The 13,661-nt window shown below is 40.4% G+C and carries 10 protein-coding genes; 6 read left to right on the top strand and 4 right to left on the bottom strand.

Features of this window, described 5'->3' with window-relative positions:
- Window positions 1–5: 5 nt before the first annotated feature.
- The 3 genes from J4N24_RS01370 to J4N24_RS01360 all read left to right on the top strand — a co-directional run bounded on the left by J4N24_RS01370 (window position 6) and on the right by J4N24_RS01360 (window position 4,291).
- Window positions 6–422, top strand: a complete 417-nt coding sequence (locus tag J4N24_RS01370; protein WP_207531847.1) for an arsenate reductase ArsC — start codon at window positions 6–8, stop codon at window positions 420–422.
- Entirely contained in the window at window positions 423–1,487 is a 1,065-nt protein-coding gene (gene arsB / locus J4N24_RS01365; protein WP_207531846.1) for an ACR3 family arsenite efflux transporter, read from the top strand.
- Window positions 1,488–1,732: 245 nt separating this feature from the next.
- Window positions 1,733–4,291 carry a TonB-dependent receptor gene (locus tag J4N24_RS01360; protein WP_207531845.1) on the top strand — a complete coding sequence of 853 codons (2,559 nt, stop codon included), beginning with the start codon at window positions 1,733–1,735 and terminating at the stop codon, window positions 4,289–4,291.
- Here J4N24_RS01360 and J4N24_RS01355 read toward each other — a convergent pair.
- The 4 genes from J4N24_RS01355 to J4N24_RS01340 form a co-directional block, all read right to left on the bottom strand.
- Window positions 4,284–4,619, bottom strand: a complete 336-nt coding sequence (locus J4N24_RS01355; protein ID WP_207531844.1) for a winged helix-turn-helix domain-containing protein — start codon at window positions 4,617–4,619, stop codon at window positions 4,284–4,286. The genes J4N24_RS01360 and J4N24_RS01355 overlap by 8 nt on opposite strands.
- A gap of 67 nt (window positions 4,620–4,686) precedes the next feature.
- A complete protein-coding gene (locus tag J4N24_RS01350; RefSeq protein ID WP_207531843.1) occupies window positions 4,687–5,742 on the bottom strand; it encodes a PepSY-associated TM helix domain-containing protein in 1,056 nt (351 codons plus the stop codon).
- Window positions 5,742–8,093, bottom strand: coding sequence for a TonB-dependent receptor (locus J4N24_RS01345; RefSeq protein ID WP_207531842.1), 2,352 nt, complete (start codon window positions 8,091–8,093; stop codon window positions 5,742–5,744). The genes J4N24_RS01350 and J4N24_RS01345 overlap by 1 nt, the downstream gene beginning before the upstream one ends.
- A gap of 446 nt (window positions 8,094–8,539) precedes the next feature.
- A complete protein-coding gene (locus J4N24_RS01340) occupies window positions 8,540–9,598 on the bottom strand; it encodes an NAD(P)-dependent alcohol dehydrogenase (protein WP_207531841.1) in 1,059 nt (352 codons plus the stop codon).
- Window positions 9,599–9,707: 109 nt separating this feature from the next.
- Here J4N24_RS01340 and J4N24_RS01335 point away from each other — a divergent pair, with 109 nt between their 5' ends.
- From J4N24_RS01335 to J4N24_RS01325, 3 genes are all read left to right on the top strand, one after another.
- On the top strand, window positions 9,708–9,944 hold the full coding sequence (locus J4N24_RS01335) for a hypothetical protein (protein WP_207531840.1): 237 nt from the start codon (window positions 9,708–9,710) through the stop codon (window positions 9,942–9,944).
- 372 nt (window positions 9,945–10,316) lie between these two features.
- Complete coding sequence (locus J4N24_RS01330) at window positions 10,317–11,777, top strand: glycosyl hydrolase (protein WP_207531839.1); 1,461 nt, start codon at window positions 10,317–10,319, stop codon at window positions 11,775–11,777.
- A gap of 462 nt (window positions 11,778–12,239) precedes the next feature.
- Window positions 12,240–13,376 (top strand): glycoside hydrolase family 26 protein, encoded by a 1,137-nt coding sequence (locus J4N24_RS01325; RefSeq protein WP_207531838.1) that lies wholly within the window; start codon window positions 12,240–12,242, stop codon window positions 13,374–13,376.
- Window positions 13,377–13,661: the final 285 nt, after the last annotated feature.

The raw sequence follows: 13,661 nt of genomic DNA, 5'->3' as shown, positions 1-13,661 counted from the left end.
AAAAAATGAAGAATATACTAGTATTATGTACAGGCAACAGTTGCCGGAGTCAGATTGCAGAGGGGTATCTACAATATTTTGCCGGAGAAAAGGCAAAGGTTTATAGTGCAGGTGTGGAAACGCACGGAGTAAATCCAAGGGCACTCCAAATTATGGCAGAGGATCACATTGATATCTCTGGCCATACCTCCAATAATGTAGAGGAGTATGTAAATATCCCTTTCGATTTTGTGATTACCGTTTGTGACAATGCTAAAGACCGCTGCCCTTACTTTCCAACAAATGCAGTTAAATTTCATTACAACTTCCCTGATCCGGCAAAGGCAACAGGAACCGAGGAAGAGATTCTAGAAGAATTTAGAAGGGTGAGAGATATGATTAAGGTTTACTCCCAGAACTTTGTTAACCAACACTTAGGGTAAATGAGCGCTAACAATTGTGCTCCTGTGGCAGAACGAAAGCGGCTAAGTTTCTTAGACCGCTATCTTACTTTATGGATATTTCTGGCAATGGCCGTAGGAATCTGTATAGGCTTCTTCTTTCCTTCGTCATCATCCTTGATCAATTCTTTCTCTTCAGGAACCACGAATATTCCCCTGGCTGTCGGACTAATTCTGATGATGTACCCGCCATTGGCAAAGGTTAAATATGAGAATATGGGGGAAGTTTTTAAGGACACCAAAGTGCTTACGGCTTCTTTATTTCTCAATTGGATAGTCGGCCCTGTTGTGATGTTTTTCCTGGCTATTTTCTTTCTGTCCGATTATCCGGAGTATATGGTCGGACTGATTCTGATAGGTCTGGCTCGTTGTATTGCAATGGTGGTGGTCTGGAATGAGCTGGCCGAGGGAAACCGTGAATATGGAGCAGGGTTAATTGCATTAAATAGTATTTTTCAGGTTCTGTTATACAGTGTTTATGCTTATATCTTTATCACTGTACTACCTCCGTTTTTTGGTTTAAAATCACTACAAATTAATATCACTATTGGTGAGATTGCACAAAGTGTAGGAATCTATTTAGGAATTCCTTTTGCCTTGGGGATTATCAGTCGCTATACTTTAATCAGGATCAAAGGCGAAGATTGGTTTCAAAGAAAATATGTTCCCCTAATTTCTCCAATCACTCTTGTAGCTCTGTTATTTACGATTGTTATTATGTTCAGTCTAAAAGGGGAGCTAATCGTGCAAATCCCGATGGATGTGATAAGGATAGCAATTCCCTTAGTAGTTTATTTTGCACTGATGTTCTTAGCCAGTTTCTTTATAGGTAAGCGTTTTGGTGCTGATTATTCAAGAAGTACGGCGATTGCCTTTACTGCTACCGGCAATAATTTTGAATTAGCCATTGCCGTAGCTATCGGGGTTTTTGGTATTAATTCGGGACAGGCATTTGCGGGTGTAATTGGGCCATTGGTTGAAGTGCCGGCTCTGATAGCCTTAGTGAACGTCTCGTTCTGGCTTAGAAATAGGTTCTATTCCAAATAGTATTATTGTATGTAATCATTCTTCATGATACCAATTCGTTTGAAATTTCATTATTTAAGGACTTTCTGAACCTGCCTTTTTAGCCCGCCAAACGGAGGATTGCAACTGAAGTTCAGAAAGTTACGGCTTTCTGAACCTGATTTTACATAGGTCGTAGAAGATAAATTTTCACTTCCTCAGAAGTTTTATATAATTTCACCACCGTTATATAAAAATTAATACAACGCTTTTTATCTATCTTAATTATGTCTCGCAACCTGGTCTTTCTTTCTATTTTTTTACTTTCTGGTAATTTATCAGCACAGGTATTACTTAAAATAACAAGAGATTCTTTGAAGAAAGACACCTTAGATGAGGTTATTATTTCAGCCTCGCGTGTGTCCGAGAAAATAATGCAATCCCCGGTTAGTATTGAGAAAGTTTCAGGCAAAGATTTACTTTCAAAAGGGAGTGTTTCTTTTTTCGATGCTCTGGAAAACGTTAAAGGCGTACAAATGATCACTCCAAGTGTGGGTTTCAAGGTTATTAATACTCGTGGCTTTGCTAACCCTACCAATGTCCGTTTCGTGCAATTAGTAGATGGAATAGATAACCAGGCTCCGCATATAGGGGGACCTATCGGGAATGCACTGGGCCCAAATGATCTGGATATACAAAGTGTTGAGATTATACCAGGAATGGCTTCTGCCTTGTATGGCATGAATGCAATCAACGGTCTTGCAAATTTTTTAACCAAAAGCCCTTTCGATTACCCCGGCATTTCCTTTATTCAAAAAACCGGAGTGAACAGGGTGGGCGAAAGTTCAGGAAAGCTTTTTACTGAAACAAGTTTCCGTCTTGCTAATCCCTTTTCTAAAAAGATTGCGCTTAAACTGACAGGTTCTTTTACCAGGGGAAATGATTTTACAGCCAACAATATTAATGACTTAAATCCAGCCATCAATGCTACGTCCGGTCTTTCTGGTATTAATCCTGCTTATGATGCTGTAAATGGGTATGGGAACGAGTCTTCCAATAGGAGAACGCTTAACCTGGGCGGTAAAAATTATGTTGTTGCACGCACAGGTTACTTTGAGAATGAGGTGGCAGACTACAGTCTCCAAAATCTGAAAGGCGACGGGTCATTTCACTATCGCATCCGTCCTTTGACCGAGCTTACCTACACCTATCGTTTTGCCTTGCTAAACAATATTTACCAGCGCTCCAATCGCTTCAGGCTGCAGGAATATTTTCTTGGACAGCAGGTACTTTCCTTTAAGAGCCAGGTTTTACAATTCAAGGGATACCAAACAACAGAAAATACAGGAAAGTCCTACAACTTAAGGTCTATGGCTGAAAATTTAGACAGAAGCTTTAAAAGTGATGATACCTGGTTCAACGATTTTACAAGGAGCTTCACAGAGGCGACCGCTGCAGGGAAAAATATAGCAGGTGCTATGGAAAGTGCAAGACAGGCAGCAGATCTGGGGAGATTTGAACCGGGTAGTTCTGCTTTTAATCAAGAGTTAACAAGGCTTCAGGATATTAATAACTGGGATATAGGAGCCGCGCTTCGTGTAAAGTCAAGACTCTACCATGCCGAGACTCAGCTTAATGTTTCTTCTTTTCTTTTTGATGAACTATGGCAAAGAATGAGGATGACTATTTTGCTGGGAGCAGATCATCGAACTTACAGCATCACGCCGGACGGCAACTACTTTATTAATCCAGTGCAGGGAAAAGAAGGGAAGGACTTGCTTTACTCGAAAACAGGAGCATTTATTCAGCTGGATAAGAAAATGCTGAATGATAAACTAAAGCTGGGGGCAACCTTAAGGGTGGATAAGAATGACTACTTCGACCTAAAATCGACGCCACGGTTTACTGCTGTTTTTGCGCCTGCGACTCTGCATACTTTTCGAGGCTCTTACCAAAAAGGATATCGTTTCCCTTCTGTGTTTGAAGCTTTTTCGAATGTGAATAGTGGCGGAGTCAAACGGGTAGGTGGCCTGCCCGTAATGTCGAGTGGAATTTACGAAAATTCATACCTGAGAACATCTATAGATGCTTTCCAGGCTGCAGTAATCAAGGATGCTAATAGTGGGGTGTCAAAGACTGAGGCAATTATCAGAAATGAAAGTTTGTTAAAAAGGAACAGCTATTCGTATTTGAAACCGGAAGAGTTACGATCTTTTGAGTTAGGATACCGCGGTATATATTTCCAACAGAAGCTGTCTCTGGATGTCGACTTCTATTATAATCGCTACAAAAATTTCATAGGCCAGATTGAAGTTAATATCCCTAAAACAAAAAATCCAGATTCCATCTCTTTCTTTCTTAATGATAAGAAACTTCAGGATAGATATAGGATGTGGACCAATTCTAATACCACGGTTTACAACTACGGCGGAAGCTTTGGTATAAATTATAAGCTGCCGAAAGGATTTAAGACCTCGGGTAATGTATCCTTTGCTAAACTGGATAGGAAGACGGGGAATGATGGGTTGGAAGACGGCTTTAATACGCCTAAGTGGATGACTAATATTTCTGTAGGAAATCCATCAGTTTTCAGAGCTATTGGTTTTAACCTAACAGGAAGGTGGCAAAGTTCCTATTACTGGCAATCTTTCCTTGTGAATGGCCAGGTCCCTGCCTTCTTCACGCTGGATGGACAACTGAATTATAGGTTTACAAAAAGAAACTTAACGCTAAAGGTTGGTAGCTCAAATCTAACGAACAGGAGTTATTATTCTTTCCTTGGGGGGCCTCAGATAGGAGCTTATTACTACACAAGTATTACTGCCGACTTGGGGAAATCTAAGTAGCAAATTTGGCGGTCTGCTCAGCGAGAAAGGCCTGGAATTCTTTATTAAACTGTTGGAATAGTGAAATTAGACGTTTCCCTTCCTCGGTCACTTCTGCAGAACCTCCGCCTTTACCTCCTCTTTTCGAAATAACCAGAGCTGTGTTGGCACGAGTATTCATTTGGTCGATAAAATCCCAGGCTTGCTTGTAAGAAATCTTCATTTCTAAAGCTGCTTGTCTGATTGACCCTAATTCTTCAACTTTTTCAAGAAGTTCAATTCTCCCGTATCCTAGAAAAGCTCCTTCCGGCGAATCAATCCAAACCCGGCCATTTGCTATAAGTTTCATGCTGTAAAAATAATCTTAAACGCATCAGTTTCTAAATTCTGCTTTATGAGGCACCTTCTTCCTTAACTTATCTGCGCTTCTTCTTTCTATACCATAGGGCGAATCCTGTTATAGACAGTAAACCAGGAGTTAATCCGGCAAGGCAGTAGATCAGTTTAATAATAGTGTTTCCCCAATGTCCTGAGTGCAAAGTATAATCGATAGCATCCCATTGCTCCATCAGTGAGGTAGAAGTAATATTAGATCGTCTCACTTCTTTCACCTGATCTGTTTGAAATTCGATGAAGTTCGAATATTTATCAAATAAAGAATTTTGACTGGACACGGCTCCATATATTCGCATATTATCTTCCTTACTTTCAGGAAGCAGAACAGCCGCTGGAGCAAAGCCTTTGAAAGTAGATTTTGAAGTGTGGACTAACGAATCAAGACTCACTGAAAAGGGGGTATTAACCAGCTGCTGTTTACTTTGCTGCTGATAAGTGGAGGGTTGGAAAACATAACGCAACATCCAAAATCCAGTAATTGCAAATATTAGGTTAAATATTAACGACCAAACCCCTATTATGCGATGTAAAGATGAGGAAGCTTTGCGCCAGTTGGAAAAGGAGAATTTAATTTTAAAGGTAATTACTTTAAATAAATGCTTCCTGTAAACCACTAATCCGGTAATTACTGAAAGCATCAGCGTGATGGAAAGTATTGCCACTAAAAGTTCTCCTATAGTCCCGCCCAATAAAGAGTAGTGTAATAACAGTACCCAACCGATAAAATACGTTCTTGCATTCCGACTGCCTGTCAATTTGCCGGTATAAGGATTTATATAGGCAAACGTCCAGTTTTCTCCTTTTTCTACAGAAAATTCAATGGAATGATTGCTTTGGGCAGGCAGTTGTCTAATCCTGACAAATCCACCAGGAAAGCTTTTGAGTGCTGTGCGGTAGGCGGAATCCAGGGAGACCTTTTCATGGCGAGGAGTAACCTTTAATATATCCGTATTTAAGGCATGATCTATCTCATCGCTAAAAACAAGAATAGAACCAGAAAGACTAATCACAAGAAGTAAAACTCCTGTGATTAGTCCTAAAATGCTATGGAGAGCAAAAAGCTTTCTCCCTTTCATTAAAAGCGATACCCAACTGTTAAACGGAAACTACGTGGCATTCCCGCCCAGAAAATCCCTCTGCCATATCCTCCGGTATAATGCCTTTTATCAGTAAGGTTATAGACGTTTAAAGCAAAGGATGCTCCTGCCACGCGGTAATTTAATCCTGCATCAGCTATCGTATAGGAAGGAAGTTTAAATCCAGCCGTGAATGTATTCCGCTCTCCCACATGCTGTAGTCCTCCGTTAATGCTCAGGCCTTTAATAGCGCCATTGATAAAGCTATATTTTGCCCATAGGTTACCGGTATGCTGAGGGGCGTTTGCATACCATTCACCTTGCAGTCCTCCGAATTCCCCCCCGTTTGTATTCTTAGTTTCGTTATATGTGTAATTGGTAACGACGCTCAACTGCTCAGATACATTTCCCTGAACGGTGATCTCGATTCCTTTACTTCTGGCCTCACCTGCCGAAGTTTGTCTTAATCCGGTCTCATCAGTAGCGTCAGGAATAAGGATATTCGATTTCTTTAAATCATATAACGCTAGCGTTGGTACTAATTTCCCATGAAGTAACTCTGCTTTTACCCCTACTTCGTACTGAACTCCTTTTTCCGGATCGAAGGGACCGCCGGCGGTGGAGAAGTTGGAGTATTGGGGTTTGAAGCCTTCACTGTAACTTCCGTAAATAGAAACATTAGGATGAGGAAGATAAACAAGCCCTAGTCGAGGTAAAAAGGCGTCTGCCTTTGATGAATCTCTTGTGATAGCACCAGGTGCTGTATCATCCGTGGAGCTCGTTGTATAATCATAGGTGTCCAAACGTAAGCCTATTAAGGCCTTTAAGCGACTGCCGAAATCAATCTGATCCTGAATATATCCTCCTGCTAAAACAGTTTTTTCTTTCGTTTCACCACCAAAGTTCAAGTTATCAGCACTTTTATCTACCGGAAAATCGTTAGAAAAATTTGGAGAATAGATATTTAAATCAGGACCACCCCAAGCTCCATAATAATACGTACGACCGCTGCTACCAAGGTCTAATCCTCCAACAATGGTATGATGAATTCCACCAGTAGCTAGCTTAACTTCAGCATAAGCATTCGCCTGATAAGCATATAAGGGATCTTGTTTAAAGAATTGCCAGTAACGATTTTTAAGTATATTTTCTCCCTCTTTTACCAAACTATTAAAGTTGCTGGTGTAATCTTCCTCTTCCTGGGTTGTATTTACCGCACGACCTAAGAAATGGAAAGAAATTTGATCATTTAACTTATGACTGAACCGAAGTTGGCTCGAAATACCTTTGGTGTGACTATTATCATTAGGGTTATTCCTGGACCAACGGATAGGTAGTGCCTCAAGGTTATAGGTGCCATCCGCTCTCTGTAAAGCCAGAATGCCTCTTTCATATCCTATAGTGCGTTGATCATTGTAAATATTTAATTCTAAAGTAGCATTAGTTCGCTCTGAGAAATTATACCTTAATGAAGGTGCAATGAAGAGGTGGCTTATTTCCTGGTTTTTACTAAGGGCATCCGCATTTTCGTACCCAACAATGAAGCGATAAGCAAGTTTTGAACTTAAAGGACCAGTGGCATCAGCCATAAGCCGGTATTGATTATAGGTCCCATAGGTGGCTTGAACTTCATATTTTTTAGTAAACAAGGGTTGCTTGGTGACAATATTTACCACGCCTCCGGGACTTGCAGTACTAAAAAGGGAAGAAGCAGGGCCTTTTATGGCTTCGATCCTCTCCACATTATACAACTGTCCAGGAATATCAAATTGGTAAAGTGCTCCCCGTACCCCATTATAGGCAAAGTTTCCGTCATTTGACCGAAAACCACGCATAGTATAATCCTGGTAGGTGGAAAAATTGTTCATCCCGGCTACATTTCTAATTACTTCGTTAATGGTAAAGGCCTGCTGATCTTTAATCACTTGCTGTGTGATAACCTGCACAGACTGAGGGATCTCTATCAGTGGAGTAGAGGTACGGGTTGCCAAATTGGTGCTTTCATTACGATAGGAAACATAGCTCTTAACAGTTACTTCGGTTAATTCGGTGGAATTTTGGTCAAGAGTTAATTCGATTTTAGATGCCTTTCCAGCTTCAATTGTAACTGACCCTTGAGCAGTACCGCCAATGGTTTTAGCTGAAATAGTATAGGTACCAGGCTTTAAACCTTTAATCCAAAACTCACCCGTTTCATTTGTAATCGTAGATTTTAGGTTTTTAATTGTTAACGAAATATTACCAGCAGGTTTTTTATCTGCAGTAAACACCTTTCCTGATAAATCTCCGGTTTGTGCTTGAAGTCCAATACAAGCCAGAAGAATGTTCAGAGTAAGTAAAAAAGATTTCATTTCAAAGAAAGTTATAATTAGATCAAAATTTGTTTGAGAAGTAAGATTGCATTACACTTGTTTCTATTAAAGAACAGAAGTTGCTTCAAAAGCAATGCAATGTTACAAATTATTTTTAATTTGTCTAAATAAGAGTAGAAATACGATTGTTTGCGTTAATAGGATTTTCGTTTAAGAGCATATTTCCTTCTGAAATCTAAGACTGTTACCAAGGGCTTTTGACACTACTTTTTGGTCTTGGATTGCGACGTTTTCTGTTCAGGTCCAGAAAGTTATGACTTTTGGACCCAAAAAAGAAAGGCAATCGTCAAACGATTGCCTTCTAATATAAATTTATTTATTTTTTATACTGTTCATCTGTAACCTTTTCCATCCAGTCGACCACCTTTCCATCAAGTTGTTCCTGGATAGCAATGTGAGACCCTATCCTCGTAATTTCCATATCATTAATTCTTTAATGAAGCCATATCAATTACAAAGCGGTATTTCACATCGCCTTTAAGCAGGCGCTCGTAAGCTTCATTGATATTCTGGATATTGATGATTTCAATATCGGCAGGAATGTTATGTTCAGCGCAAAAGTTCAACATCTCCTGAGTCTCGGCAATTCCGCCTATCATTGAACCGGCAAAGCTTCTGCGTGCGGGGATTAAGCTGAAAGCAGCAACCGGAAGCGGCTTTTCGGGGGCTCCTACCAAAGCTAAAGAACCGTCTACCCGGAGAAGATTTAGATAAGCATTAATATCGTGTTCTGCAGAAACACAATCGAGAATAAAGTGCAGCTTACCTCGATAGGCCGCCATTTGTTCAGCGTCTTTTGATAGCACTACTTCATCAGCGCCAAGCCTTTTGGCTTCTGCAAACTTAGACTCAGAAGTAGTAAAGGCTACTACATGTGCACCCATTGCTTTCGCAATCTTAAGGCCCATATGTCCCAAGCCTCCAATGCCTACAATACCAACAGTTTGACCGGGGCCCACCTTCCAATGATGTAAAGGTGAATAAGTGGTGATCCCTGCGCAAAGTAAAGGGGCAGCCGCAGCGGGATCAAGATTTTCAGGGATACTTAGAACAAAGTTTTCATTTACTACGATGCTTTCAGAATAGCCACCGAAAGTTGGATTTCCGGGAAAGTGCTTGTCCGGAGAATTATACGTTTGCGTCGCGCCCGGTTCACAGTATTGCTCCAGCCCCTCTTTACAATACTGACATTCCTGACAAGAATCAACCAAACACCCTACACCAACCATCTGGCCCACTTGAAATTTGTTAACATGAGCACCCACGCTAACAATTCTACCTACGATCTCATGTCCGGGAACACAAGGATACATGGAAGGGCCCCATTCGCTTCTTGCTGTATGGAGGTCTGAATGACAAACTCCACAGAACAAGATCTCTATTTCTACATCGTGTGGAGTAGGCTTCCTGCGGTTAATATTCAGTTGATCCAGGGGAGCTGTTGCTTCCGCCGTTCCGTATGCTTTAATTTCTTTTACTTCCATTGGTCTCTTTTATTTTTTTATAACAGGTTAGATTAACTTATGTTGCGATATCCTTTTCAACAATCGAGGCGCTTTATCTATTGAAAAAAGAAAGAAATACTATCGTTGGTTGTCGAAAAAAATAGAGGAAGAAATAGACCAAAACATTGATAAGCATAGTAGAACACTTATTGTTTCCAACATCGAGCTTCTACTCAATTACTGTATTCGGTACTATGGCAGGCAATTTATACCCAGGAATAATTTGAATAAAGACCTTCTGGTACGCTTTGGAAACCTGCTTGAAGACTATTTTAAATCGGACAAGGCACAGACCTTGGGTTTGCTCAGGGTCACCTGGCTTTAAATACCAACAATCGCTACGATATCTAGCGCCTGCCGTTTTCGGAATCTTTCTAACTTCAACCAAGAATTAAATGCCACAGCCCTTGAAAAAATAAATAGGAAAATTTTACTTCTTCACATCATCAATTGTTAATTCCTCCCTTATCCCTTTTACATTATCAACCCCTTTTCTATACAAACAGAACTTTTGCTACCCCTACTTTTGACCTGACAACTAATTATAGCAACTGAATTCAGGATCTCTCAGCAGAGTTTATCCAAAGGAGTTCAGATGCAATTGTAAGAACAATACTTCCGGTCTTTTTATACGGAAAAACAGGATTGTCTCATCAGACAGCGAAACCACCAATTAAACTAAATAAATTAAACACAGATGAAAGTAACAAATCTTACAAAAGTCCTATTAGCATTCCTGTTTATTCAGAGCCTCCTCTCAGCATGTAAGAAGGAAGACGAACAAGGTACATCACTGAAGTTACAAGAGGTAATTTCTGGTAAACCGGGCGGGGGAACAACAACTCCACCACTTACAGGGCCAATATTAGAAGCTGAACAAGGCACATTATCAGGTGGTGCAGTAGCTGTGGCAGATGCTGGGCGTTCCGGAGGCTTTTTTGTCGAGCAGAACTCTGGTTCCGTTTCTTTTCAGGTAAGTATACCCTCAGACGCTTACTATAATATCTATATCAATGCAGCTTCTCCTTATGGAGAGAAAACAAACATTGTTGCCATTGATGGGGTATCCTCCAATTTTACAATTCCGGCCAGTGCAACTTTTACTGATTATAAAATTGTAAATAGCTTCAAACTAACAGCGGGAACACATACCCTTGCAATCAATAATTCATGGGGATATATGCAAATAGATTTCCTGAAATTAGAAGCCATTGATCCCAGCTCTCGCTTCAATATTAACACCTCACTAGTCACCCAGGGCGCAAGTATACAAGCTAACAAGGTTTATCAGTTTTTACGAGATAACTATGGTAAGAAAATACTATCAGGCGTAATGACCTTGAATAGTTTTGACGAAACAAATTGGCTGAAGCAGAATACAGGCAAGGAACCTGCAATTATGGGCGTCGATTTTATGCATGTAAACCGTGGCTATACCTGGTATGATGATAAAACCAGTGTTCGTGATGCTAAAACGTGGTGGGATAGGAATGGTATCCCTGTATTTCTTTGGCACTGGAGGGATCCTTCCCGCCAAACCGAAGAGTTTTATGCAGATAAAACAACTTTCGATGTTTCAAAGATACTTTCTGTTGGTTCTCCTGAGTATAATGCGATGATCAGTGATATTGACTACGTGTCTGGCTTATTAAAGGAATTACAAGTTCAGAATGTACCAGTTATCTGGCGACCTTTACATGAAGCAGCAGGGGGCTGGTTTTGGTGGGGAGCTAAAGGACCTGAACCTTGCAAAAAGCTTTATCAGATTATGTATGACCGTATGGTTAATTATCACGGCTTAAAAAACTTGATTTGGGTGTGGACTCGCGAACCTAATGATGAAGCCTGGTATCCGGGTGATGCTTATGTTGACATCGTTGGAAGGGACATTTATAAGCAGGGTGATCATAGCTCTCAATCAATTGAGTTTAACAATATGAACGCGTTGTATGGGGGCAAGAAAATGGTAGCACTTTCTGAATGTGGTTCTAATCCCGACCCAGATAACCTTGTTGCAGATGCAGCAGCATGGTCTTGGTTTATGACCTGGTATGGCGATTATACAAGAATGAGAACTTACAATACCTTAACGCTTTGGAAAAAGATCATGGCACATCCTTATGTAATTACCTTGGATGAAATGCCATCCCTGAAATAAAGGATAGTGATAATTTTCAACCCGGGTGGTTGGTTGAGATTATTCTTAATGTTCGAACAGCGGCTTTATAAACATATAGCCGCTGTTCTATTTTACAGTGTACGCATAGGAGGCAAACTTAAAGGTATTAAAGGCGAAACTTTAACATTTCAAACCCTATTTGTGAAAGTTCACAGCATTAAGCTCTTCTACATTTGTAGTACGAAAAGGAAGATAATTCCCTCGTCGACTTCCGTTAGGAAGGTTTTTTTAAGTCCCTTCTAAATTGGTTTATTATATTTATTGGTTATGCAGAACCTCCGGTTTCCCAGGCCGCGAGGTTCTCTTTTTAATGACAACTTCAAAAGCACAAGAGACAATTAGAGAAATTTAACAAACCAATACCTCTTTTTAATCAATGCAGCCCTGAACGCGGTCTAATTTTGCTAATACCCTTTGGGGAAAAAATAATACACACGTAGAATGCACAAAGTTAAAGATGTTAAAACGGTTTTATTACTGTCGTTTATGATGTTATTTTTCGTAGCGGATGTAATTGGTCAAAAGCGCAGGCTGATCGATAAGAAGGCCACAAAAGAAACAAAAGCCCTTTTCAGGAACTTATTTAAACTCTCAGCCAAACATACCCTTTTTGGGCACCAACATGCCACCGAATACGGGCACGGATGGAAAGGTGATGAGGGGCGATCAGATGTGAAATCTGTCGTAGGCACTCATCCTGCAGTGATCGGTATTGACCTTTCTGGTTTGTCTGGATTGCCTGAAGATCAGATAAAGAAAAATGCAGCTTTTTTAAAACAGAACGTATTAGATACCTATAAAAGGGGAGGGGTGACTACTGTAGCCTGGCACTTCTCAAATCCTGTATCCGGAGGCGGGTTTTACTGGAAGGATTCAATTTCTTTGCCAGCAGTCAGGTATATTATTCCCGGAGGAAAGAATCACGAGGATTATAAGAAAATACTATCTACGGTTGGTGATTGGGCTAAAAGCCTGAGAACTTCTGATGGAACTTTGGCTCCAGTGATATTCAGGCCTTTTCACGAGTTGGATGGAGATTGGTTCTGGTGGGGAAAGTCACATTGTACCGAGCAGGAGTTCAAGGATCTGTGGCGGTTTACTATTTCTTACCTGCGAGATTCATGTAACGTTCACAACTTTATTTACGCATTCTCGCCTGATAATACTTTCACTACAGAATCTGAATATTTAGAAAGGTATCCCGGTAATGAATGGGTAGATATGCTCGGAACCGATAATTATGGCGATATGGGGCGCGATGGGTACAAGCTTGATTTAGCTGCAGAGAAACTTGGCATTGTTTCAAATATTGCTGCCCGTTCCAGTAAACTCGCTGCCTTTACCGAAACCGGACTTGAATCTGTAGCTAACCCAAACTGGTGGACAGAAGCTTTATTAAAAGTTATAAAAAGAGACTCGATCCGGATTGCCTACGTATTGGTATGGCGTAATGATGCAACTAGTCCCACGCACTATTACGCGCCATTCCCCGATCATCCTTCCGTCCCGGATTTCTTAAAGTTTTATAATGATCCCTATACCTTGTTTGAGTCGGATCTTAAGCAGATTTACAAATAAGGCAAATCTTTTCTTGATATGAAGATAGCAATGGCAGGTGTTTTAAAAGACCCTGCTTTGCTGTTTTATGGTTCCTTCCTTAACATTTCAGCCCTTATTTTTTACCAAATTAGCCCTCTGCCCTTATTAGATTTGCAATGTTAACAGAGAGTTCTCCATTTGTTAAGCGTAAATAGCCCGATTTACAAAGGAGAAAAGCTGCATAGAAACACTCCTGGTAACCGTTATAAAACAATAACGTATACGATTTGAGCTAACCATGTATTATACTGTATTTGAATAGCC

Source organism: Desertivirga arenae (assembly GCF_017355785.1).
GTDB lineage: Bacteria > Bacteroidota > Bacteroidia > Sphingobacteriales > Sphingobacteriaceae > Desertivirga > Desertivirga arenae.
Note: the sequence above shows the minus strand (reverse complement) of the source record. Positions and strands in the feature narration are given on the sequence as shown.

What these genes read in the sequence shown, in the direction of transcription:
- J4N24_RS01370 (WP_207531847.1), top strand. Translation starts at nt 6, where the DNA reads ATGAAGAATATACTAGTATTATGTACAGGCAACAGTTGCCGGAGTCAG.
- arsB (WP_207531846.1), top strand. Translation starts at nt 423, where the DNA reads ATGAGCGCTAACAATTGTGCTCCTGTGGCAGAACGAAAGCGGCTAAGT.
- J4N24_RS01360 (WP_207531845.1), top strand. Translation starts at nt 1,733, where the DNA reads ATGTCTCGCAACCTGGTCTTTCTTTCTATTTTTTTACTTTCTGGTAAT.
- J4N24_RS01355 (WP_207531844.1), bottom strand. Translation starts at nt 4,619, where the DNA reads ATGAAACTTATAGCAAATGGCCGGGTTTGGATTGATTCGCCGGAAGGA.
- J4N24_RS01350 (WP_207531843.1), bottom strand. Translation starts at nt 5,742, where the DNA reads ATGAAAGGGAGAAAGCTTTTTGCTCTCCATAGCATTTTAGGACTAATC.
- J4N24_RS01345 (WP_207531842.1), bottom strand. Translation starts at nt 8,093, where the DNA reads ATGAAATCTTTTTTACTTACTCTGAACATTCTTCTGGCTTGTATTGGA.
- J4N24_RS01340 (WP_207531841.1), bottom strand. Translation starts at nt 9,598, where the DNA reads ATGGAAGTAAAAGAAATTAAAGCATACGGAACGGCGGAAGCAACAGCT.
- J4N24_RS01330 (WP_207531839.1), top strand. Translation starts at nt 10,317, where the DNA reads ATGAAAGTAACAAATCTTACAAAAGTCCTATTAGCATTCCTGTTTATT.
- J4N24_RS01325 (WP_207531838.1), top strand. Translation starts at nt 12,240, where the DNA reads ATGCACAAAGTTAAAGATGTTAAAACGGTTTTATTACTGTCGTTTATG.